Annotated in this window: 18 protein-coding genes; 4 read left to right on the forward strand and 14 right to left on the reverse strand. The window is 40.7% G+C overall.

Translation table 11 applies throughout. The annotated features are described in order from the left end of the window. The first annotated feature begins 7 nt into the window (after positions 1-7). Positions 8-1,207, forward strand: coding sequence for a helix-turn-helix domain-containing protein (locus DRF67_RS11250; protein ID WP_115928407.1), 1,200 nt, complete (start codon positions 8-10; stop codon positions 1,205-1,207). Between the two features lie 67 nt (positions 1,208-1,274). Here the strand turns inward: DRF67_RS11250 and tssD are convergent, their stop codons facing one another. The 9 genes from tssD to DRF67_RS11295 all read right to left on the reverse strand — a co-directional run bounded on the left by tssD (position 1,275) and on the right by DRF67_RS11295 (position 11,304). Further along, positions 1,275-1,682 carry a type VI secretion system tube protein TssD gene (gene tssD, locus DRF67_RS11255; RefSeq protein ID WP_115928408.1) on the reverse strand — a complete coding sequence of 136 codons (408 nt, stop codon included), beginning with the start codon at positions 1,680-1,682 and terminating at the stop codon, positions 1,275-1,277. A 276-nt stretch (positions 1,683-1,958) separates the two neighbouring features. Beyond that, a complete protein-coding gene (locus DRF67_RS11260; protein WP_228435787.1) occupies positions 1,959-3,167 on the reverse strand; it encodes a PepSY-associated TM helix domain-containing protein in 1,209 nt (402 codons plus the stop codon). 15 nt (positions 3,168-3,182) lie between these two features. Beyond that, positions 3,183-4,226: an alpha/beta hydrolase gene (locus DRF67_RS11265; protein ID WP_228435788.1), complete on the reverse strand. Its 1,044-nt coding sequence runs from the start codon at positions 4,224-4,226 to the stop codon at positions 3,183-3,185. Between the two features lie 32 nt (positions 4,227-4,258). Then, a complete protein-coding gene (locus tag DRF67_RS21935; protein WP_115928409.1) occupies positions 4,259-4,906 on the reverse strand; it encodes a TonB-dependent siderophore receptor in 648 nt (215 codons plus the stop codon). Next, a complete protein-coding gene (locus DRF67_RS21940; protein WP_115928410.1) occupies positions 4,903-6,423 on the reverse strand; it encodes a TonB-dependent siderophore receptor in 1,521 nt (506 codons plus the stop codon). The genes DRF67_RS21935 and DRF67_RS21940 overlap by 4 nt, the downstream gene beginning before the upstream one ends. A 200-nt stretch (positions 6,424-6,623) precedes the next feature. Beyond that, complete coding sequence (locus tag DRF67_RS11280; RefSeq protein ID WP_115928411.1) at positions 6,624-7,319, reverse strand: VIT1/CCC1 transporter family protein; 696 nt, start codon at positions 7,317-7,319, stop codon at positions 6,624-6,626. A gap of 76 nt (positions 7,320-7,395) precedes the next feature. Beyond that, positions 7,396-8,316, reverse strand: coding sequence for a carbohydrate kinase family protein (locus DRF67_RS11285; RefSeq protein ID WP_115928412.1), 921 nt, complete (start codon positions 8,314-8,316; stop codon positions 7,396-7,398). Between the two features lie 192 nt (positions 8,317-8,508). After that, positions 8,509-9,861 (reverse strand): MFS transporter, encoded by a 1,353-nt coding sequence (locus DRF67_RS11290; RefSeq protein ID WP_115928413.1) that lies wholly within the window; start codon positions 9,859-9,861, stop codon positions 8,509-8,511. A 6-nt stretch (positions 9,862-9,867) separates the two neighbouring features. Beyond that, positions 9,868-11,304, reverse strand: a complete 1,437-nt coding sequence (locus DRF67_RS11295) for a mannitol dehydrogenase family protein (protein WP_115928543.1) — start codon at positions 11,302-11,304, stop codon at positions 9,868-9,870. 163 nt (positions 11,305-11,467) lie between these two features. On the opposite strand from DRF67_RS11295, the gene DRF67_RS11300 reads away from it, so the two are divergent. Further along, complete coding sequence (locus DRF67_RS11300) at positions 11,468-12,472, forward strand: LacI family DNA-binding transcriptional regulator (protein ID WP_115928414.1); 1,005 nt, start codon at positions 11,468-11,470, stop codon at positions 12,470-12,472. Positions 12,473-12,487: 15 nt separating this feature from the next. Here the strand turns inward: DRF67_RS11300 and DRF67_RS11305 are convergent, their stop codons facing one another. Then, positions 12,488-12,805: a low affinity iron permease family protein gene (locus DRF67_RS11305; protein WP_115928415.1), complete on the reverse strand. Its 318-nt coding sequence runs from the start codon at positions 12,803-12,805 to the stop codon at positions 12,488-12,490. A gap of 268 nt (positions 12,806-13,073) precedes the next feature. On the opposite strand from DRF67_RS11305, the gene lgt reads away from it, so the two are divergent. Further along, entirely contained in the window at positions 13,074-13,910 is an 837-nt protein-coding gene (lgt, locus tag DRF67_RS11310; protein WP_115928416.1) for a prolipoprotein diacylglyceryl transferase, read from the forward strand. 72 nt (positions 13,911-13,982) lie between these two features. Here the strand turns inward: lgt and DRF67_RS11315 are convergent, their stop codons facing one another. Continuing rightward, positions 13,983-14,738 (reverse strand): SDR family oxidoreductase, encoded by a 756-nt coding sequence (locus DRF67_RS11315; protein WP_115928417.1) that lies wholly within the window; start codon positions 14,736-14,738, stop codon positions 13,983-13,985. A gap of 728 nt (positions 14,739-15,466) precedes the next feature. Here DRF67_RS11315 and DRF67_RS11320 point away from each other — a divergent pair. Further along, on the forward strand, positions 15,467-15,895 hold the full coding sequence (locus DRF67_RS11320) for a cold shock domain-containing protein (protein ID WP_115928418.1): 429 nt from the start codon (positions 15,467-15,469) through the stop codon (positions 15,893-15,895). 275 nt (positions 15,896-16,170) lie between these two features. On the opposite strand, the gene DRF67_RS11325 is transcribed toward DRF67_RS11320, so the two are convergent. The 3 genes from DRF67_RS11325 to DRF67_RS11335 are packed head-to-tail and all read right to left on the reverse strand — an operon-like array spanning position 16,171 to position 21,842. Continuing rightward, positions 16,171-17,622, reverse strand: coding sequence for a TolC family protein (locus DRF67_RS11325; protein WP_115928419.1), 1,452 nt, complete (start codon positions 17,620-17,622; stop codon positions 16,171-16,173). Then, positions 17,603-20,725 carry an efflux RND transporter permease subunit gene (locus DRF67_RS11330; RefSeq protein ID WP_115928420.1) on the reverse strand — a complete coding sequence of 1,041 codons (3,123 nt, stop codon included), beginning with the start codon at positions 20,723-20,725 and terminating at the stop codon, positions 17,603-17,605. Before DRF67_RS11330 ends, DRF67_RS11325 begins: the two co-directional genes overlap by 20 nt. A 28-nt stretch (positions 20,726-20,753) precedes the next feature. After that, a complete protein-coding gene (locus tag DRF67_RS11335; RefSeq protein ID WP_115928421.1) occupies positions 20,754-21,842 on the reverse strand; it encodes an efflux RND transporter periplasmic adaptor subunit in 1,089 nt (362 codons plus the stop codon). Positions 21,843-21,857: the final 15 nt, after the last annotated feature.

The following is a 21,857-nucleotide window of genomic DNA, read 5'->3' on the forward strand; positions in this document are numbered from 1 at the left end:
CACACCTATGGCAGAATTATCGTTTCATAATAAAATCAGGGAAAGAGTCGGAAATTTGGGATCCAAAGAGTTTGAAACCGTAGCGAATGATATCATGAGGCTTGAATTTCTGTACGAGGAAGGCCTCCTGGAAACCAATCAGAGAAAGAACCTGGGAACCAGAAAAGGAAAACCGGATGCTCACATTAAAAGAAAAGACGGCTCTTATATCGCCTTTAATCATACAGTAACCGAGGAACGGAATGTAAAAGCCAAGGTCCTGAAAGACATCAGTGATCTATATCATTCCAGTTATTTCAATAAAGTCTTATCTAAAGTCATCACCTGTACCAATACACCATTGGATGACTCGCGTATTCTTTACGAACAGAAAGCTATGGAATTCGGCTGGGATTATGATATTTACTCTCTTGACCGGATCACTTCTTTGCTAGTAAAACATCCTATACTGCTCAAAAAACATTTTGATCTCGCTTTAGAAACAGACCAAAGTACAAAGTATTACAGTTGTGGAGAAAGACTTCAATCAATACGGGAGGAAAGAGGTTTGTATCCAAGTGAGTTTATCGAACTGGTTAACATCAATAGTGAACGGGAATTAAATTTAACTGAAAGCAATCAGGTTGAATGTTCGTCGATCACATTACAGGAAATTTCAGATTCTATGGGCGTCAGTTTAGACTGGCTGAAACATGGAAGAGGTACAAAATATCCCCGTTTGAAGCTCAGAGATCTGGCCAGCGAAAAAATCATGAATACTACCTATTATCCAGATATTGAAGATGCATTTTTCTGCCTTGAACCTGAAAGCATGTCCCTTTTTATCATTGTAGTTCATTCTAAGTATAAGCTCGCCATGATAGAATACGTTCCTCATCTCAATTTCTGGGACTGGTATGATGATAAAAATAAAATAGGTGACATTTTTAAAGAGCTGAAGTACTTCTTTAAAAAGCTATCCAGGTGGGAGAAAAGCAGGATCATTACGAAAGATCAGCTTGAAAAATTATCTACTTATCATTATTTTCCAATGGACATCGTGAATAACTGGAATGATGACGGAAGATTCTGGATGGAGTCCTTAGTCCGGGATATTGAAACCAACAATGAGAAAAGCTCGTATTATGACCGATACGAATGGTATGTAAAATTAAAAGAATACTTCCTCAACTATCAGCCCGAGCCGGGCACTACCTTGATATCATGAACAAAGAATGGTATATCCGCTTTGGATATACCATTCTTTATATATAATTAATTATAAGAGACCGTTCTTATGCCGTAGGCCATGCTCCGTGATAAGCAGAATCTCCCAGGTCAATCTGCTCTGCACTGATCACAAAGCTGATGTACATACTGTTTGAGTCTACAGCGTCGAAGTCTACTTCGTGCTGGATAACGTATCCGTTGCTCCACTTCAATGTGGTCAAAGTTCCTTCTTCATGGGACTTATTGAAGGTCACTTCCCCTACTGTCGGTTTGTATTTTCCGTTCAGAAGACTTTCCAGAATATCTGCTTTTTCAGTAGCTTCTACTGTAATTTTGATCAATGCATTGGAAGGGTCTGATGCTACACGCCCGGAAACGTCTGTAGATCTTGCTACGCTATAATTTAGCTTTAATAGTTTTTGTCCTTCACCGTTGTTGAATTTTAGAATTCCTCTTGAATTTCTTTCTGCCATGATTGTAAATTTTATTCGTTAATATTTTGTGATTCAGTGTTGTTATGTCACCAAATATAGAAGTAATAAACATAGCAGAACAATATTTAAAAAGAAATATGGAAAAGTGTAGTATATTTACGACTAACACTTGTTAGGTAACTAATGCATTATCAATCCAAAACTGATCACTCGCGAAGGCAGACATCGCACTTCATTCTTTCAAAAAAGCTTGATATTTTCCCTAAAAAAGGTTACCTCAGCAGAGATAACCTTTGTTCAAAAATTGTGAAGACCTCAGACAGTCTGTTCTTGATGAACAGAGGTTCTGTGTTTATGATGGTTTTTAACCTCTTTCTTTTTTTTGGATGGTTTCTTCCTTCTCCCCCACCAGATCAGAAATCCTGTGATGGGTAAGGAAGTGGCAATGATACCGGCCAGAAATGTGGAAAGTTTTCCAATCTGTCCCCACCATTGTCCCATATGCAGCTGCCAAACAACATTTTCCGTTTTTTCGTGCTGCAAGTATTTTTTATCAATTGGAATTTCCTTTCCTGTATACATATCGTATACATCAATAGACGCATGTTCAATACTTTTAAGCCCCACTTTTCCGGAAGTAAAGATATAAGCGCCCAGTTTTTTCCTTTCAAAATTCCAGATGCTCACTTCTTTTTCCCCGCTTTTAGCAAGCACTTCATAGGCAAAAGGAACGATATCTTTAGCCGTTTTTGCAGAATCCAGTTTAGGCAGGGTATCCATCATATGCTCTGTGGTACCATTGGTCATTTTCACTGTAGTCTCCATCAGAGGTTCAAAGAAAATGATAAGACCTGTAGTCCCCAATATAAAACAGACGATCAAAGAATAGAAACCATACACATTGTGAAGGTCATAATTGAATCTTTTGAACCGGGCTTTCCATTTGATGGTAAAACTGGCCTGCCTTGTGGTTTTGTTCCACCTTTTGGGCCACCAAAGGATCAACCCGGTGATGGTACTGATGACAAACACAATGGTAGCGAGGGCAACAATCCAGCCTCCTGTTTTTCCGGCCAGAAAAGAAGCATGAAAATGAGCCATCACAAAGAAAAACTGCAGCGACTCATCCTTTGCGATGATTTTTCCGGTATATGGATCTGCATACACCATCGCCAGCTTAGGTCCCTTGGGATTGAAAGCTCTTATCCGTACACTGCGTCCAGGATCTTTGAAAAACACAAATTCCGAAATATCGTACCCGGGATTAGCTTTACTGAAATTCGCTTTCAGGATATCCGAAGAAACACGTTGTGCATGGTCTGGAACCTGTACGTACTTTGCTTCTCCCGCACTAAAGTCCATGATTTCGTCACAGTATACAATAACGGTTCCCGAAATGGATACCACGACTAAAATTACTCCGGCAACAATACTTGGCCACAGATGCAGCCAGGCAACAATCCTACTGAAGAGAGATTTCCCTTTTTTCCTGGGAAGTTTTGCTTTATTGTTAGTATTCATCATACGTTTTATTTCTGATTAGGGATAATACTTTTTTTGGAGTTTCTCCAATGCCGTCACTGCCTCTGGCGTCCCTCTTTCTTTTGCAATATCGATCGTTTTTCTGAAAAACAGTTCGGTAGGCTTAAAAGGGTGATTCAGATCACGGGACAGGTCCTGATAATGCGTAACGATCAGATCAGGATTTTTCAGAGCCTCTCTGAAATTCCATTTACTGGATTTGAATATAAAACGCAATCCATCATTATTTCCCGGAAGCGGTACCGTTCCATGATCATCATTCTGGTAAAACCCGTATTTCCACTGCAGGTTTTTAAGTTTTTGTTGTTCCAGCAGGTTTTTAAATTTCCCAATCGCGATTTCATGTTCATCCTCTTTTACATTCCTTGCTTCAGCATTATTAGCCTGGGCAAGATAAAATTTAATGTTTTTAAAATCCGATGTTGAGTTTTCCGCTTTCTTAACCATCAGTTCCTGATCCCACCAAAGGCTTGGGTCATTCGCGATGTAAGCATTAAAAAAAGGTTCTGACAAGAGGTTGTTAACGGCAGCAAGTCCTCCAAATGAATGTCCTACAAGAACTTTGTACCCATTTGACCGGTATTTTTCTTCGATAAAAGGGAACAGTTCATTTTTAATAAACTTCATAAACCTCACATTCCCACCGCTTTCAGCAAACATGGTCTTTTTTTGACCCGCAAAAGTCATTTCCTTAGAAGATTTTGTAGGAGTAAGATCTCGTGTTCTGTCTGTATTGGCTATCGCTACCAGAATAGCCTGAGGCAAAACTCCAAACGGCTCTTTGCTCAGATAGTGGTATACTGAGGAGAGGTAATTAAAATTATTTTCAGCATCCAACACATAAATAACCGGATATCTGGTCTTTTTATATTGCTCATATCCTTCGGGCAGAGATACCCATATGGATCTTTCCTCGTTGAGCAATTCTGATTTCAATGGTATTTTGATTCCGATGCTGATATTCTCCTGTTGTACAGTCTGTGCATTGAAACCCGCTATACCGGTCATGAATACTACAATACATAATAATCTGGTGATCATAAATCTGTTCATTATCTGGTAGAATAGTAAGATTAGAATTTATAATTTAAAGAAACTAAAAGCTGGCGCGGATTCTGAACCGAAGTCCAGGAATCACCCAGATAATAAGTCTCATTGGTGATGTTATTCAGTTTAAGGGCAATTCTGTATGAGGAATGGTCATAGAAAACAGAAGCATCAAATTTTGCATAGCCTTTTGATACAACATCTGAACTGTCTACAAGATAAAACTTGGATTGTGCATTTCCACCCGCTCCAAGCCCGAATCCCGAGTACCTGCCCGAAGGAAGGGTATAGCTCATCCAAAAGTTCCCTGCATGTCTTGCCTGTCCTGCAGGTCTCCTTCCCTGAACATCTGCGGCAGCTTTTTCATAAACACTGTCGTTATAGCCATATCCCAAAATCACATTAAACCCGTGAAACGGAGAAGTAATCAGGTCCATTTCTACCCCGCGGCTTCTTTGGGTACCATCCTGAATGGTAAGCGTAGGATCATTTTCCGTAGGTGTTCTCCGAACTTTATCTTTTACCAGTATATCATAATAACTTACAGTTCCTGACAATTTTCCACCCAAAAGCTCATATTTCACACCTCCTTCCCATTGATTGGCTTGTTCCGGTTTGTAGGTTTTCACTTCCGTAAGGGAACTGCTTGGTGCAATATTTTTAAAGCCATTCATATAATCCCGAACAAAGAGACTTTATCTTTTACCACCTGATACACCAATCCTAATTTGGGAGACCAGGAATTTTGCCTATAATTATCAGAAACACTGTTGAAATTATCAAATCTTAAAGAGGCCATGGCAAATAATCGGTCTGAGAAACTGATCACATCAGAGACATACACACTGAAGTTTCTGTAATCACGCTTGTATCCTCTGTAGACTGTTTCCCACAGAACTTCCTGGTACGCTGCCTGAGAGATGTAGGGTGAGTTTTCATTGTTAAAAGCAATAGGAACAAAACCAATATCTGTTTTGTCTTTGCTTTTCATCGTATAGATTTTGCGGTCAATGTCAGATACTACTCCCCTCTTGTCCGTTGTTTTTGTAGTGGTATAATCGATTCCGACTAATATTTTATTCGTGATCTTGTCGGAGATATTAAAGTTACCAATAAAGTTCTGCTGAATCTCGGTGAGATTGAAGGTGCTGGGAATATGATAATAATCTCTTCGTATTGTTCCTTTGTTGGATAAATTAAGAAAAAGATAATTGGCATCGTTCTCTGTCTTTGCAGACGAGAAGCTGGTTTGGGAAACCCAGTTGTCTGAGATTTTATAATTTGCGGTCGCAAAAGTATTGAAGATTTTTGCCTTACTCTGGATCTCATCACTCGCATAAGAAATCTTTTTATCCAGGTTGAAATCGTTAATACTCTTATCCTTAAAAGTGACATCTTTCCCGGTGATCAGCCCCATATAGGTTGTATTCCTGCTGATATCAAAATATTCGAAATCAAGATTGATATCCAAACGGTCGTTCACCTTAAAAGAAAATGAAGGGGCAATAGCCACTGATTTTGATTTCCCATAGTCCTGGAAACTGCCGTCATTATTATAGGCGGCGTTGAGACGGGCTAAAAAAGTTTTGCTTTTATTAAGCGGAGTGCTTACATCCACCGTTACACGGTTACTGCTCCAGCTCCCTGCTGTATATCCTATTTCTCCTTTAAACTGATGCAGCGGTTTTTTGGTTACTCTATTCACAAATCCGCCATATCCTACCAATAAAGCAGATCCGAATAATGTTCCCGAAGGTCCTTTAATGACCTCAATAGCTTCAAGGTTAACAGGGTCGGACAGCGAAACAAAATTGGTTGCCATCCCATTCCTAAGCGCTCCTGCAGAAGCATTGGAACTGAAACCACGCATGGTAAGACCAAGTCCTACACCACCACTTCCGACACTTACCGATACATTGTTTACCCCCGGAAGTAGATTGAGTGAACTTTGGAGGTCGGTTGCCACCTGCTGCTGCATAAGTTCTTTGGGTAGTACCGTGTAAACCTGCGGGTTCTCCAGATTTTTAAGAGGCATTTTGGCAACATAATCAGATTTTTTCTCTGCATATTTTTTCACCCCGGAAACAATGATCTCATCAATGTGTTTTGACTGAACAGTCGTGTCCTTTTCTTGTTGTGCTAAGACAAATACTCCTGATAATAAGGAAATTGAGCACAATAACTTCTTCATAGTTTTTTGCTGCAAAGATATTTATTTTTATTAATTCTAAATAATAATTATAATAAATATTCTATCATTTACATCATTTTATCTGCAGACCTATACAGAGACAAAGAAAGTAGAGTTATTAATTCTTACCCCAAAGCTCTTGTTATGATGATGACTTTATTTTTTCTGAAGTGCATGCTCCTGAAAAGGACTTTTTTTGTTTAAGCCACACTAACTCCAAAGAGATGTCCTACGAGTGCGGTGATTCCCATCGCAACAGTTCCCCAGAAACAAATTCTTAGAACGGCAATTTTAATATTGGAACCTCCAGCCCGGGCAGACACAGCGCCCAGAAGCATCAGGAATAAGATAGAGAAGCCGTACTGAAAGTACACCATTTGTTTCATGGGAGCCATCAGCGAAACGATAAAGGGTAAAAGGGCACCTACTGCAAATGATCCGAACGAAGCGATGGCTGCCTGTAAAGGTTGCGCCTGGGTAATTTCATTAATTCCCAGTTCATCACGGGCATGGGCTTCCAAAGCATTATGTTCAGTCAGCTCAATGGCCACCTGCATGGCGGTTTCTTTGCTGCAGCCTCTGTTTTCATACACCTTAGCCAGTTCCCGGAGCTCTATTTCCGGCATCTCTTCAAGCTCGCGCTTTTCGCGGATCAGGTCTGCTTTTTCAGTATCTTCCTGAGAGCTTACGGAAACATATTCGCCCGCAGCCATAGACATCGCTCCAGCGATCATCCCTGCCAATGCAGCAAGAATAATGATATGCCGCTCCGGTTCGGCAGCGGCAACTCCTATTACAATACTTGTGGTGGATAATAAGCCGTCATTTGCGCCCAATACCGCTGCCCGAAGCCAGCCTACCCTGTTTACATAATGTTTTTCCAGCTGATAATGCATAAGTTTTCATTTGGTGGCAGCCTAAAGTTACCCAATATTTCATCAAGAATCGTTTTAAATTAATATCTGTATCACCTCATGGCAGCGCCAATACAGGATGTTCATTTTTGAATCTGCTAAAATCTTCCTGTGAATATTCCGGACATGCTCCTTCCTGCGAAGTTATAAATGCACCCAGTGAAACGGCCTGAACCATGGTTTCATGTACAAAACTTTGTTTGTCAAGTTTTTTGGAAAGAAAACCCGCTAAAAAAGAATCACCGCTTCCTACGGTATCTTTTATTTTAACCGGTATCGTAGGGTACCTATACAAATGATCCTCATGGGCATACAGTGCACCTTTGCTTCCTTTGGAAATAATGATTTCCTGAAGATCAAACCGGTCCTGCAGATATTTGACACCATCTTCTTCAGTAGTATATTCTTTCCCTAAAAAATCCAGCATCATCCGCATTTCTGCTTTGTTGAATTTGGCAAGATGTGTTTTGTACAGTAGATCCTTGATCATTCCAACCTCGTAATACGGCTCTCTGAGATTAATATCAAAAACGTTGTAGCTGCCGATGTCGAGCAATTGAAACAATGTATTTCTGGATTTTTCGTTCCGCGCGGCAAGTGTTCCGAATACGAATGCATCTGCGGTGGTGAGGATTTCCTTGTTTTTGGCAGTGGCATCAATAAAATCCCATGCTACGTCTTCCACAATCTCATAATGCGCATCATTATTTTCATCCACTGTAGCTATAACAGTACTGGTAGGATACCTCGTCGTGATCTGGACATGCTCTGTAGGAATGTTCCAGCCTTTCATTTTCTCCAACAGCGCATGCCCGGGCTTGTCATCACCGACACTGCTTATCATATTGACCTCCAGTCCCATTTTGGAAAGATGATACGCTACATTAAAGGGCGCTCCCCCTATTCTCTTCTGTTCTCCCGGAAAAATATCCCAGAGAACCTCTCCGAAACAAACGGCTTGGGTTTTTATATGTTCCATGATATAAAAGTAATTAAATGTATTGAGTTGATAAAAGATTCAATTTTGAATTTTATCTGTTCAGAATAAGCAAACCTGTACACAAAACTGAAAAAACGTACGGTTGCTGCGAGAATTTTATACTCCCTTATGCCTAAGGAAATTTTACATCTTCCTCATCCAATTTTGCAAAACCTTAGTGTTAAAAAATGATTACGATGATTGAATAATGTCTTTTTCTCTTATACGGGAGCCAAAAAGCGCGTAAGCAAGCATCACCAATTCACAGATGACGGTAAGCCACCACGTCCATCTCCATGACCCTAAGACATCTGCCAGTCCGCCCTGAATTAAGGTAAACACAGCACCGCCAAATACTGCTGAAATGAAAATCCCTGATGCTTTGGAAGTGTATTTATTCAATCCTTTGATGGAGAGCGTATAAATACAGCTCCACATCGACGAATGCAGCAGGCCTATGGCCACCAGAAACCATAGATTTTGTGTCATCATGGATATTAAGGCAAGGATAGCTGCCATTGATGTCGTTGTCACCAGCTGTGTTCTTGCGGAAATCTTACTCAAAAAACTGGATACCGCCCTTCCCACAAGGAAACCTCCCCAATATAAAGTAGACAATAAAGCATGGATGCCCAGGTCCATTCCCCCAACCATAATATCTGTTTTTCCGAAAAATGTGATCGGGTGACCGGAATCCATCAGTTCAAAAGCATATAAATTAATATTAGCACCGATAGCTACTTCAGTTCCTACATAAAAAAATACAGCCAGAACTCCCAGCACGAAATGTCTGAATGACCATATACTCCGCTCAAGCTTTTCTTCTCCAACCAGTCTGGTATCGGCAAGATCCGGAAGGTGAAGCCTTTTGGTAATGATCATTACACCTACAATACAAATCATAAGCATAGAAAGGGGAAATAAAAGCTGCCTGATCTCTATCTTTTCAATGGAAATCCCGCTGAACATCACTACCGTAACAAAAAATGGTGCAGAGGTAGTGCCTATCGAATTGATGGCGGTAAGAATATTCAGACGCTGTACCGGCTCCGTTCCCCTCAGTGGGTAGGACGCTGCATAAGGATTCACAACCACCTGAATAATAGATGCTGCAGTTCCCATCAGGTAAGATCCTATTACAAAAATAATAAACCCAAAAGGGACGACCGCATCTTTTATACTGAACGTCAAATCTGGATAATGGCTTCCAAACCATGACGAGCACAAATACATGAATAACCCGGAAATCATAAATAAAAGCCCACGCAAAATAGTATTTTTATATCCAAAGGCATTCACCCACCGGCTTCCCAGGGTTCCGTTCAGGAGATATCCCAAAAAGAAGAAAAACGAGATCAGCGTAGTCAGTGTATTTTTGAGACTGCCTGCATGGCTCAGAAAAGTAAATTTCAAAGGGGCCTGCAGCTGTTCGTTTACCGTAGTCAGAAAACCTACGATAAAATAAATAAACGTAATGATTGCAAACGGCAATATCGCATTATTGGTCTTATTGCCCGGGGAGCTTATACCTGGATGTATCTGCATGATTGATTATTGTATGATTGATTTTAACACGGAATCCACTCCCACTTCTTTAATATCCTTTACAAACCGGCGGTATTGTTGTATAAATTCTTGCGAATCTTTCAGACGAACTCCTTTAAAAGCGGATAGTTCCAAAAAGGCCAGTGAATCCTCGCTGCTGATGAGCTGTTTATCTTTTTCCGTCAGCCAGGGCTCTCCTATTTCAAAAATATCGCCACGGTCATCTTTCTTATATTTAAGATAATGCCTGTAAGATGCAATAAGAAACGCAGGCCTGGTAAGATCTTTCCCTTCTTTTATCATCTTATCAAGGTTGGGAATAATATATACCGGAAACTTTGAAATTCCATCAAAGCACAAACGGCTTACCTGATCACTTACACTGGGGTTTGCAAACCTTTCGATAAGGGTTTCTTTATACTTCTCAAGATCTGTATTTTCAGGAGCAGGAACGAATGGCGCACTATCAACATCCATAAAAATCCTGATAAATTTCACAAGATTTTCATCTTTCATAGCCTGATCAACCTTACGGTATCCCATGAGAAATGCTGGATAAGACAATAAGGTATGAGAAGCATTCAGCAGACTGAGTTTCATATTTTCAAACGCGGTTACATCCCGGGTAAATTCTACACCTACTCTTTCCCAGGCAGGTCTTCCCGCAATAAACTGATCCTCAATGACCCATTGGGAAAAGTCTTCACAATATACAGGTACAAGGTCATTTGTGCCGTTGCGTTTGTTTAGCCTTTCGACATCTTCCGGAGTTGTGGCCGGTGTGATGCGGTCCACCATACTGTTGGGGAAAGTAACGTATTCTGCTGCCCATGCTGCCAGTTCTTGATCCTGAGCTTCTATAAAAGTCATAAAAGCTTTTTTCGCGGTATTTCCGTTATGTTGAAGATTATCGCATGAAAGGATTGTAACACCAGCCCCGTTTTGTATTTTTCTCCGGCGTAAGCCTTCCGCAACAAAACCAAAAACAGTAGCAGGAACTTCAGGTCTTTTCAGATCATGTTGTATTTTTTCATGATCGAGTATAAATTCTCCTGTTTCCTTATCCAGATTATAGCCTCCTTCTGTGATGGTTAAACTAATGATTCTGACGGAACAGTCTGCTATTTTTTCTATCACGGCTGATGGATCTTCCACTCCCCAGATCAGTTCCCGTAATGAACCTATTTTATAGACCTCATCTTCACCGCTTCTCCCACATACGGTGAGTGAATAATTAAGATTTTGAGCTCTCAAACCCGTAACCATCCTTTCATCTGAAGGCAACAAACATACGCCACAGATTCCCCAATCTTTCTGGTCATCGTCATTCAACACCAGATTGGTATAAAATTGCTGATGCGCCCTATGGAAATTTCCCACTCCGATATGCAAAATCCCCGTACGGATTTCCAGACCTTCATAATGATAATAAATCATACTCATAAACATAAATTTTGTAACAGATTAACCGATTCGTTAAAACTAAATTAACAATCACTTAACTGTAGATTTTTTTTATACATTTTGAATTGGGAACGTTCCCAAAAGTCCGGGAACGTTCCCAATTGCCTATTTTTTTATTATTTTTAGCGAAAAAATAAGGCTGATGAGACGTATTACGATTAAAGATCTGTCCAAATTTTTGTCATTATCCACCTCTACCATCTCCCGGGCGCTGCTTCATGATAAAAATGTAAGTGAAGAAACGAGAAAAAGAGTGTTGGAGGCTGCGGAAAAATTAGGCTACAAACCCAACCTTACCGCCTTGAATTTAAAGTCGGGACAATCCAAAACCATCGGATTTGTAGTTCCGGAAATGATCACTCCGTTTTCATCAAAAGTTCTTAAAGGAATTCAGAATATCCTTTATCCGCTCGGATACCGGATCATCATCACCCAATCCGATGAAGATCCCCTTATCGAAAGGAAAAACTTACAACTCATGGAAGAGTTTAATGTAGATGCCATTATCATCAATCTTTGCCATGAAACCCATAATAACGATCTGTACGAGCATATTATGAATCAGGGAATTCCACTCATATTCTTTGACAGGATCCCACATAAGTCCCTGGATGTATCGAAGGTAATCATTGATGATTCCATTAAAGCTTCCTTAATGGTGGAATATTTAATTAAGACCGGAAGAAAAAGAATTGTTCATCTTATGGGGCCATCCACCATCCGAAATGCTGTAGAAAGAGTCAATGGCTATAAGCGTATTATGATGAAATACAATATTTTTGATGACAACCTGATTATACAAACCGATGGAATGAGCTTCGAGCATGGGAGAAAGGCAGTCAAACAGCTATTAAACAATAATATTGGATTTGACAGTATTTTTGCATTCAGTGATACACTGGCTATGGGTGCGATGAATTTTCTTCTCGAACAAAAGATAAAGGTCCCTGACGAAGTGGCAATAGCGAGTTTTTCGGGTACAGAGCTGTCATCAATGGTATATCCTCAGCTGACGAGTGTACAGCAGCCTCTGGAAAAAATGGGTGAAGCCGCTGCGGAGCTGGCATTGGAAAAGATCAAAAACAACAGAGTCTCCAGCAGATCTGTTGTAATGGATGCAGAACTGGTTTACAGAGCGTCTACCTGATAAAATTATCCTGGTTTATTTATACCGGTAGTAGGTCATCTCCTGTTCTGGAGCAACATCATTTTTATCCCTGTTTCGCATCCTTTGAATTTCAACATTCTTATAGAAATTCTGAAGCTGATTGAACTCATCATCTGTTAAGTCCTCAAATTGCGAGTCCACTGTATTCTTCTCAGCGATCAATTCATCGAGTTTAATCTGAAGAGCTTTCATATCTCTGTTTTGTGTATTGCGTATAAGCAATACAGCCAATCCGGCAATCCCAAGTACTGCGCTTCCTTTGAAGTAATCGGCCCAGTTCCCTCCTAATCTGCTGAATATATTGTGTATCATAACTGTTTTTTTACGTTAGTCCTTCTCAATGCTTTCCACTAAAAACAGGCATTTCTGATTATTTTAGTTGATCAATGGTAACTCCGCTTTATCATGTAAGCGATGGCGGAATTATGGTCCGTAAAGTCTTTGGACGGATATCATCAAATATAAATAATTGCAGGCTAAAACTTTATGACTCAGATCATAAACCACCAAAACGGGATGTAAATACCCGGAAAATCCTAATTCCTTATATTTGCAGACTGAAAATCCGATAACAATATCAATGAGTTTACTATACATCAACTGGGATGTTAATCCCGAAATCGTCAATATTTTGGGGATTCCCTTAAAATATTACGGACTATTATTCCTTGCAGGTCTTGTCCTGTGTCTCAATATTTTAAAAAGAATTTACAAAAAGGAAAATCTGAGTTCCCAAGCACACGAAGCCCTGTTTTCTTATGCACTGATCGGCATATTGGTAGGAGCCAGGCTGGGACACTGTATTTTTTATGATTTTGATTACTACTCTCAGCATCCGCTTGAAATATTCTTACCTATTCAGAAAGGACCGGACGGGATCTATCATTTTACAGGATTTGCAGGTCTTGCGAGCCACGGGGGTGGTATCGGGCTGGTGATTATGCTCCTGCTCTATTCCAGAAAGTTTTCTATTCCGTTTATGACCGTTTTGGATGCCATAGCGATCGTGCTTCCGCTGGGTGGAACTTTTATCAGGCTTGCCAATCTGATGAACTCAGAAATCATCGGGATTCCAACAGATGTTCCCTGGGCTTTCGTATTCAGACAGGTAGATGACCTGCCAAGGCATCCTGCCCAGTTGTACGAAGCCATTTCTTATCTTGTGATCTTTTTGCTGGTATACTTTATCTACAGAAAAAACATCTTCAGCATCGGAAAAGGGTTTTACTTCGGCATCAGTATCTTACTCATCTTTATCATGAGGATTCTGATCGAATTTATCAAGGTGGACCAGGTTGAATTTGAACATGGTATGAGCCTTAATATGGGCCAGCTTCTGAGTATTCCTTTTGTCCTTCTGGGATTATTTTTTATCATCAAAAGTATACTGGAAAGAGGGAAAATGAAGACCTCCTAATTCTGAAACTTATTTAAAAAAAAACTCACTGAAAGCTTTTTCAGTGAGTTTTTTTATAGGTTATAGTATGGATTATCTTGTGGTATATCCACCGTTGGCAAAAATCGTCTGCCCCGTGATCCACCATCCTTCAGTCACCAAAAATTCTACTAATGGAGCGATATCTTTAATATCTGTAAGCCCGCCCAGTGCTGAAGCAGATTTGTGGTATGCCACTGCATCGTCGGTTTCCTGTCCATAAAAGAATGGAGTATCCATCGGGCCTGGTGCTACAGCCGTTACAGAAATTCCCCTCGCCCCGAATTCTTTGGAAGCTGCTCTCGTGAAATGCTCTACGGGTGCCTTTGCTCCTGCATACGTAGAATACAGTCCGGTATAGGCAGCCAGCAAAGATGTGACAATGGTACAGATTTTCCCATGGTCATTCAGTTTTTTACCGGCTTCCTGCAAAAAGAAGTAGGCAGACTTGGAATTCACATTGAACATCGTATCATATTCAGATTCTGTGGTTTCGGAAAACGGTTTTTTCAGTACCATTCCTACCGTATTGATCGCAATATCAATTCCGCCGAAACGCGAAATGGTTTCATCAAAAAACCGGGCAATCTGATCTACCTTGGTCAGGTCTCCCTGAAAAAGAAATGCTTCTGCTCCTGATGCCTGAACTTCTGCAAGCGTTTTCTCGCTTTCAGCTCTGGAGCTTTCACTGTTGTAGTGAATAGCCAGCTTTGCTCCTTTTGCAGCAAAATCCCTGCTCAATAATCCGCCAAGGTTTTTACCTCCACCGGCAATTAAAACAACTTTACCTTTTACATCTTGTGTTGACATGATTCTTATTTTAAAATGTTAATGAAACAAAGATGAATAATAAAAAGCATCTCAATATGGTGAATTTTTCGGGAGTTGCATCAATTTTAAAATTTAAACAGCAGATAAATGCCAATGGAAATCAGATCCGGCTATACCGCGTGAAATTTTATCAAAAATAGTATTAACACTATAATCCTATTTACCAACAAGATAGAGTATGAACCTCCTGTTTCACCTTAAAAATATTAAACAAATCTCTAATATTTGTGAATTTTAGGCATAGCATTTGATACTTCCCCACCTGTATTATTACACCACATCATTTTTATAATATATTTTTTTATAACCCCCGGCCCGCCGGGGATTTTTTACCGCTTTGCTTTAAGGACGACTTCCCATCACTGTCTTTTTACATCATCATATTTTTACAGAAACTCTCCTGAAACTATTTCTGATAATCAATTGTTTAAAACGGGATTATTCATTTTATTGTTGTATATTTGTACATTGTAACCAAGTCACTACTTTGTTTTCTGTAACGGCTCGAATATCTTTTTATTCAGTCTTTGCTTTTTGAGCAGCCATATTTTAAACTTTTATTCTTCTATTAGGAACAATACTTGTCGGAATTTTAAGCTCTGGATGATTGGGAAATCCAAGACAGAAAACATCAACGGGCTTTGTAAGGTCTCTACAGACCAGACTGAAAACAAAACAATATAGAAACTTAATACTAAAAATAATTTATGGCAGATTCTTTTTCTAAAAAGGAAAATTTCAAGAAAAAAATTCAAAAGCAAAAAGAAAAGGCGCTAAGACGCGAAGAACGTAAAACGAACAACAACAAAGGGAAGGACATGGAGGATGTATTCATGTATGTAGATGAATTCGGAAGATTGACCTCTACTCCACCTGAAGAGAGACAGGAAGTAAACCTTGAAGAAATTCAGCTGGGTGCAGCTCCTATTATTGAGGAAGATCCGAGAAAAACAGGAATTATTACCTTCCACAGTGAGAAAGGATATGGCTTCATTACTGAAGACAGTACGAAAGAAAATATCTTCTTCCACAATAACAACTGTGCAGAACTTGTAAAAAAAGGAAATAAAGTATCTTTTGAGAAAGAAAAGTCTCCTAAAGGATTCTCCGCAGTCAATATCCAGATTGTTAAATAATTTTCGAACAGAGATCTGTAGTGTACAGAATATCTGTTTCAGACCATACAGAAAGCCACCTTTTCAGGTGGCTTTCTTCGTACATCATAAAAATAAAAATGGCCGGTTTCTAAAACCGGTAAAATGTCCGGTTATCCTGTAAGACAATCATTGCATTGAAAGAATAAGGTAAAAGTGACATCCCTTACATAAAGATCAATCGATCATTATAAGGAAGTCACCTTTTTCCTGTTTTAAATGCGTTGCATCCTGCTGAGTGAATTGAATCCTGGATCTTAATTCAGCTTTCCTCCCAGCGCTTTGAACAGCAGTACATTATTTCGGGTATTCTGATGCTGAAACTGCAGCAGATCCAGCTCCGCAGTAAGTTTACTCTTCTGTGAATTGATCAGCTCAAAATAATTGGCATAGCCTGTGAGATAAAGATCGTTGGAAACCTCAACACCACGGTCCAAAAATCCCACTTCTTCGGATTTCAGCTTCAGAACACGCTCATATATTCTGGTCTGCTTCAAGATAGACTGAAGTTCATTAAATGCTGTTGTTATGCTTTTCTGATAGTTCAGAAAGGCAATTTCCTGCTCTTTGCTGGCCACATTAAATTCGTATTTCAATTGCCCTTTATTAAAAACCGGAACCATCAGACCTCCCAGCAGCTGTCCTGCAAGTGAACTTGGCTTGAAGAATGTCTCCACGGAAAAAGAATTCAATCCAAATCCGGCACCCAGATCAATTTTAGGATAGAATGCAGCCCTGGCCGCTTTGGCATCTGCCTGGGATGCTTCCAGGACATAATAGTTTGCTGCTACATCAGGCCTCGAGTGAATAACCTCTTCTACATTAATGGCTGTATTAAGAATTTCCATATTGGTAGGCATTAATGTTTTTCCACGTTTTACCACTCCGCCATAGCTTCCGGTAAGGGTGGTGATGGCCTGTTCTACGGTAACAATCTCGACCTTGATATGTTCAATTTCTGCCAGCCAGTTGTTATTCTGAGCTTTAAACTGCTGTACGGCAAGCTCTGTCGCTTTTCCTACTTCCCGCTGTGCAAGAACAATTTCAAATGCCCGCTGCTGAAGATTATAATTTTTCTGATAAATAGCAAGACGGTTGTCCAGAGCCACCAGCTGATAGTACAGATTCGCGATATCGGTAAAAAGTTCTACCTGCAGCAACCTTAATCCTTCTGTAGATGCCAGGTATTTTTTCTGGGCCGCAATTTTTTTATTCTTCAGCTTGCCCCAGGCATCAATTTCCCAACTGCTCCTGGCTCCAAGCCAATAGTTGGGGGTAAAATCTCTGTTGATTTTCTGATTTTCCGCAATATTTGGAGACAAGTTGGTATCATAGTTCCCCACCCCTTCCATCGTATATTTCCCATACCGGTTTCCGGATGCTTCTACCCCAACATCAAGGGAAGGCAGGAGATCCATCTTAGACCGCTGAAGAAAGCTGTTGGCAATTTCCACCCGTTGCTGGGCAATCTGGAAATCAGGATTCGCCTTCATTACCTTCTCAAAAAGTTCCGTGAGGTCAGGATCCGTAAAATAAGCCTTCAGATTGATCTGCTGAAATTCTTCCGTTCCCGAATTTTTCTCCTTTCTGATCACTTCATCTGGCAGTGTACGGGCTTTTTTAAGCTCCGTTACTTTCGGGACAGCACATGACATCAGACTCAGTGCTGCGATGACGTACCCTATATTTTTATAATTCAGTTTTTTCATCTTTCTTCTTATTTTCAAGTTTCGCAAAGAATATGTACAGCCCCGGAATGACTACCAGCCCGAAGATGGTTCCGATCAGCATTCCTCCTGCCGCCGCAGTTCCGATAGAACGGTTACCGATAGCACCTGCCCCTGATGCAATACATAATGGAATAAGACCTGCTACAAATGCAAAAGAGGTCATCAAAATAGGCCTCAGACGCTGTCTTGCTCCTTCAATAGCCGCAGGAACGATATCAAACCCCTGCTTGTTTCTGGCTACTGCAAATTCTACAATCAGAATCGCATTCTTTGCCAGAAGTCCGATCAGCATCACCAAAGCAACCTGAGCATAGATATTATTATCCAACCCGGCGAGCACCAGTGCGATATAGGATCCGAAGATTCCCGTAGGAAGACTTAAAAGCACCGGCATCGGAAGCAGGAAACTTTCATACTGTGCAGCCAGCAACAGGTAGACAAATAGTAAGCAGATCAGGAAAATATACACCGTCTGGTTTCCCGAAAGAATCTCTTCCCTGGTCATCCCCGACCATTCGATATCGAAGCCTCTCGGCAGACTCTCTTTAGCAATACGCTCTACCGCTGCGATCGCGTCACCGGAACTGTATCCATCAGCCGGCTCCCCATTAATCATCGCAGACATATACATATTGTACCTCGTCAACACTTCAGGACCATATACTCTTTCAATGGTAATGAAGGTGGAAAAAGGCACCATCTCCCCTTTATCATTTTTCAGATATAAATTCAGGATACTTTCAGGAGTATCTCTGTGTTCAGGGCTTGCCTGAACCATCACTTTATACATCTGGCTAAACCGGATGAAATTCGTGGCATAGTAGGATCCCAGCATGGTCTGTAAGGTAGACATGGCATTATCCACCGAGATACCTTTCTTCGCCGCCATATCATAATCCACATGGATCATATACTGCGGAAAAGTAGCATCAAAGCTGGTAAAGCTGTTCTGAAGCTCAGGAGATTCATTAAGCTTTTTCACAAAGTCCTTGGTGATTTTATCAGTATTCTCAATGCTTCCACCCGTTCTGTCCAGCAACCTCAATTCAAAACCACTGGTATTTCCAAATCCCGGAACTGTTGGGGGTGCAAAAATCTCAATCTGGGCATCAGCAATACCTTTTGTTTTTTCAGAAAGCTCTGCGATCAGGTCATTGACAGAGATATTTCTCTGTTTCCAGTCTTTAAGGTTTATCATTGCCATTCCGTAGGACGAGCCTGCAATTTCTGTTACAATACTATATCCTGCCAGTGTGGTAACGTTTTCCACTCCTTCTATTTTTTTAGCAATCACCGTTACTTCGTCCAGCACCTTTTCTGTTCTTTCTACTGTAGCTCCCTGAGGAGTCGTAACACTTACATAGACCATTCCCTGGTCTTCCATCGGAATAAATCCGGTCGGCAGGAATTTACTGGTTACAAAAGTTAGCCCGACAAATAAAAAGAGCAGTCCAAAAGTAACAGTAGTTCTTGTCGCAAATTTTGACAAAATACCTACATAACCATTAGTCAGACGGTCAAAACCTGTATTGAAACTCTGGAAAAATCTGTCAACGACTGTTTTCTTCTTATCAGGATGGTGCGGCTTTAAGATAATGGCACAAAGAGCCGGAGTAAGCGTCAAGGCATTGACCCCCGAAATGACAATACTGATTGCCAGCGTTAATGAAAATTGTCTGTAAAATACCCCTACAGGCCCGTCGAGGAAAGCAACCGGAATGAATACGGCAGACATGACGATGGTAATCGCCACAACAGCTCCGGCAATCTCTTTGGTTGCGGTAATGGTGGCATCCAGTGCATTTAAACCTTCTTCCATTTTTACATGGACCGCTTCTACGACGACAATGGCATTATCTACGACAATTCCGATCGCCAGAACCAAAGCAAACAGCGTAAGTAAGTTGACCGAGAAATCCAGCATATTCATAAAAGCGAAGGTTCCTACCAATGCCACAGGTACCGCCAGCACCGGAATCAATGTGGAACGCCAGTCCTGAAGGAAAATAAACACCACAATTCCTACGAGGATAAAAGCCTCGATAAGGGTGGTTAATACTGCACTGATGGAGGCATCAAGAAATCTTGAAACATCATATGCCATATTATATTCCATTCCCGGAGGAAAGGAAGTTCCTTTCAGCTCTTCCATTTTAGCTTTTACGCTTTCAATAACTTCTGAAGCATTGGAGCCGGGACGCTGTTTCATCATGATTGATGCCGAGGGTCGCCCATCCGTTTTGGAGACCATCCCATAGTTCATTGCTCCAAACTCAACTTTGGCAATATCTTTAAGTTTTAAGATCGTTCCGTCCACATCTGCCCTGATGGGAACTTCCTCATATTGTTTAGGTTCAAAAAATTTACCTTTGTATTTGATTACATATTGCAACTGACTGGAAGTTTTCCCGGATGTCTCCCCGACCTTTCCAGGTGCCGCTGATATATTCTGCTTTTGGAGTGAGATAATTACCTCATCTGCCGAAATACGATAAGCAGCCATCTTCTGCGGATCCAGCCAAACCCTCATCGAGTATTCTTTCTGACCCATAATTTCCGCACGCCCTACTCCATCGATACGTTTCAGCTCCTGAAGAACATTGATATCCGTAAAGTTGTAGATAAACTGCTCGTCCTGGCTGGGATCAGCACTGGTAATATTAAGATACATCAGCATGCTGTTTACCTCTTTCTCCGTAGTAACACCGGCTCTGATCACTTCCTCCGGAAGCTCATCAAGAATGGTTGTTACCCTGTTCTGGACGTTTACGGCCGCTACATCGGGATCCGTTCCAACTTCAAAGAAAACCTGGATGAGCGTGAGCCCGTCATTAGAGGTTACAGTTGACATATACGTCATCCCCGGAACCCCGTTGATAGCCCGTTCCAAAGGAAGTGCTACTGCATTGGCCGATACTTCTGCATTGGCACCGGTATATTTTGCCGTTACGGTTACAGATGGCGGTACAATATCCGGAAACTGGGTAATGGGCATTTTCAGTAAAGCCATGATCCCCAGCAGTACAAATACTATGGAAATAACCAACGAAAGAACCTTTCGTCGTATAAACATTTCTACCATGATACGTTGATTTAAAGATTACGAAAGGTTAATATTTCTTTTTAATTCTGATAACATCACCATCTTTCAAAGACTGGGTGCCTTCGTAAATGATTAAATCTCCTTTTTTAAGTCCGCTTTCCACCATATAGGAATCTCTCAGGGTAGCACCGATCTTAATGTTCGTCATTTTCACCTTATTCTGCTTATCCACGACAAAAGCATACGTCTTATCCTGAATGGAGAATGTAGATTTCTGAGGAATAAGAATGGCATTGTCCTGCTGTTCGGAAATAATCAGTTTCCCCGATGTACCGTGCTTAATCAGACGGTTGGGATTAGGGAATAATGCTTTATAACGAATGGAACCTGTGGTTCTGTCGATCTCACCCTCGGCCGTTTTCAAAGCTCCGTTAAACTGATAGTTCACCCCGTTTGGCAAGGTCAGTTCAATCTTTTGATGATTTCCGATCTTATCGTTGGCAAGAAGCTCAAAATACAGGTTTTCGGGAATTGAAAAATAGGCATACACTTCATTGAGTTGCGATAAAGTAGTCAGTAATGTGCCGTTTTCCACTAAGCTACCGTCCTTATGAGGAATTACATCAATCACTCCATCAAATGGTGCGGTAATTCTGGTAAAGTTTATTTTCTGAAGGACGGTTCTTTTTTCAGCATCAGCGAAGGCATGTTTTGCCTTAGCCGATGATAGTTTTGCCTTTACCATCTCCAGCTCGTTGTTTGCTACAAACTTTTTAGCATGCAGGCTTTGGATCTGTTTCAGTTCCACTTCAGCAATGCGTACATCCGCTTCTGTCTGCTTCAGGGTGGCATTCGCTTTCAGAAGCTCCATCTGCAGCTCCGCATCATTGATTTTGAAGAGGGGTTGCCCCTGATGGACAAACTGCCCTTCATTCACGTAGATATGCTGTATGATACCTCCAATCCTGGAACGCATTTCCACATTCTTTTTGGCCTGGATATCGGTGACAAACTGGTTGCTTACCAAGGTATCTTTTTCTTTAATTTCCAGTACAGGAACTTCTTTTTGCTGTTGATTGTTTTTTTTCTTGTCTTTACTGCATGACGCAGCGAATAATGTTGCAAGAATGCAAATTATTACGTTTTTAAAATACATTTTAAAATGTTTAAG

It is taken from the genome of Chryseobacterium pennipullorum (genome assembly GCF_003384725.1).
GTDB classification, from domain to species: Bacteria; Bacteroidota; Bacteroidia; order Flavobacteriales; family Weeksellaceae; genus Chryseobacterium; species Chryseobacterium pennipullorum.

Bases quoted from the DNA above. Each gene is read 5' to 3' on its own strand.
- DRF67_RS11250 (WP_115928407.1), top strand. From the start codon at position 8: ATGGCAGAATTATCGTTTCATAATAAAATCAGGGAAAGAGTCGGAAAT.
- tssD (WP_115928408.1), bottom strand. From the start codon at position 1,682: ATGGCAGAAAGAAATTCAAGAGGAATTCTAAAATTCAACAACGGTGAA.
- DRF67_RS11260 (WP_228435787.1), bottom strand. From the start codon at position 3,167: ATGATGAATACTAACAATAAAGCAAAACTTCCCAGGAAAAAAGGGAAA.
- DRF67_RS11265 (WP_228435788.1), bottom strand. From the start codon at position 4,226: ATGATCACCAGATTATTATGTATTGTAGTATTCATGACCGGTATAGCG.
- DRF67_RS21935 (WP_115928409.1), bottom strand. From the start codon at position 4,906: ATGAATGGCTTTAAAAATATTGCACCAAGCAGTTCCCTTACGGAAGTG.
- DRF67_RS21940 (WP_115928410.1), bottom strand. From the start codon at position 6,423: ATGAAGAAGTTATTGTGCTCAATTTCCTTATTATCAGGAGTATTTGTC.
- DRF67_RS11280 (WP_115928411.1), bottom strand. From the start codon at position 7,319: ATGCATTATCAGCTGGAAAAACATTATGTAAACAGGGTAGGCTGGCTT.
- DRF67_RS11285 (WP_115928412.1), bottom strand. From the start codon at position 8,316: ATGGAACATATAAAAACCCAAGCCGTTTGTTTCGGAGAGGTTCTCTGG.
- DRF67_RS11290 (WP_115928413.1), bottom strand. From the start codon at position 9,861: ATGCAGATACATCCAGGTATAAGCTCCCCGGGCAATAAGACCAATAAT.
- DRF67_RS11295 (WP_115928543.1), bottom strand. From the start codon at position 11,304: ATGAGTATGATTTATTATCATTATGAAGGTCTGGAAATCCGTACGGGG.
- DRF67_RS11300 (WP_115928414.1), top strand. From the start codon at position 11,468: ATGAGACGTATTACGATTAAAGATCTGTCCAAATTTTTGTCATTATCC.
- DRF67_RS11305 (WP_115928415.1), bottom strand. From the start codon at position 12,805: ATGATACACAATATATTCAGCAGATTAGGAGGGAACTGGGCCGATTAC.
- lgt (WP_115928416.1), top strand. From the start codon at position 13,074: ATGAGTTTACTATACATCAACTGGGATGTTAATCCCGAAATCGTCAAT.
- DRF67_RS11315 (WP_115928417.1), bottom strand. From the start codon at position 14,738: ATGTCAACACAAGATGTAAAAGGTAAAGTTGTTTTAATTGCCGGTGGA.
- DRF67_RS11320 (WP_115928418.1), top strand. From the start codon at position 15,467: ATGGCAGATTCTTTTTCTAAAAAGGAAAATTTCAAGAAAAAAATTCAA.
- DRF67_RS11325 (WP_115928419.1), bottom strand. From the start codon at position 17,622: ATGAAAAAACTGAATTATAAAAATATAGGGTACGTCATCGCAGCACTG.
- DRF67_RS11330 (WP_115928420.1), bottom strand. From the start codon at position 20,725: ATGGTAGAAATGTTTATACGACGAAAGGTTCTTTCGTTGGTTATTTCC.
- DRF67_RS11335 (WP_115928421.1), bottom strand. From the start codon at position 21,842: ATGTATTTTAAAAACGTAATAATTTGCATTCTTGCAACATTATTCGCT.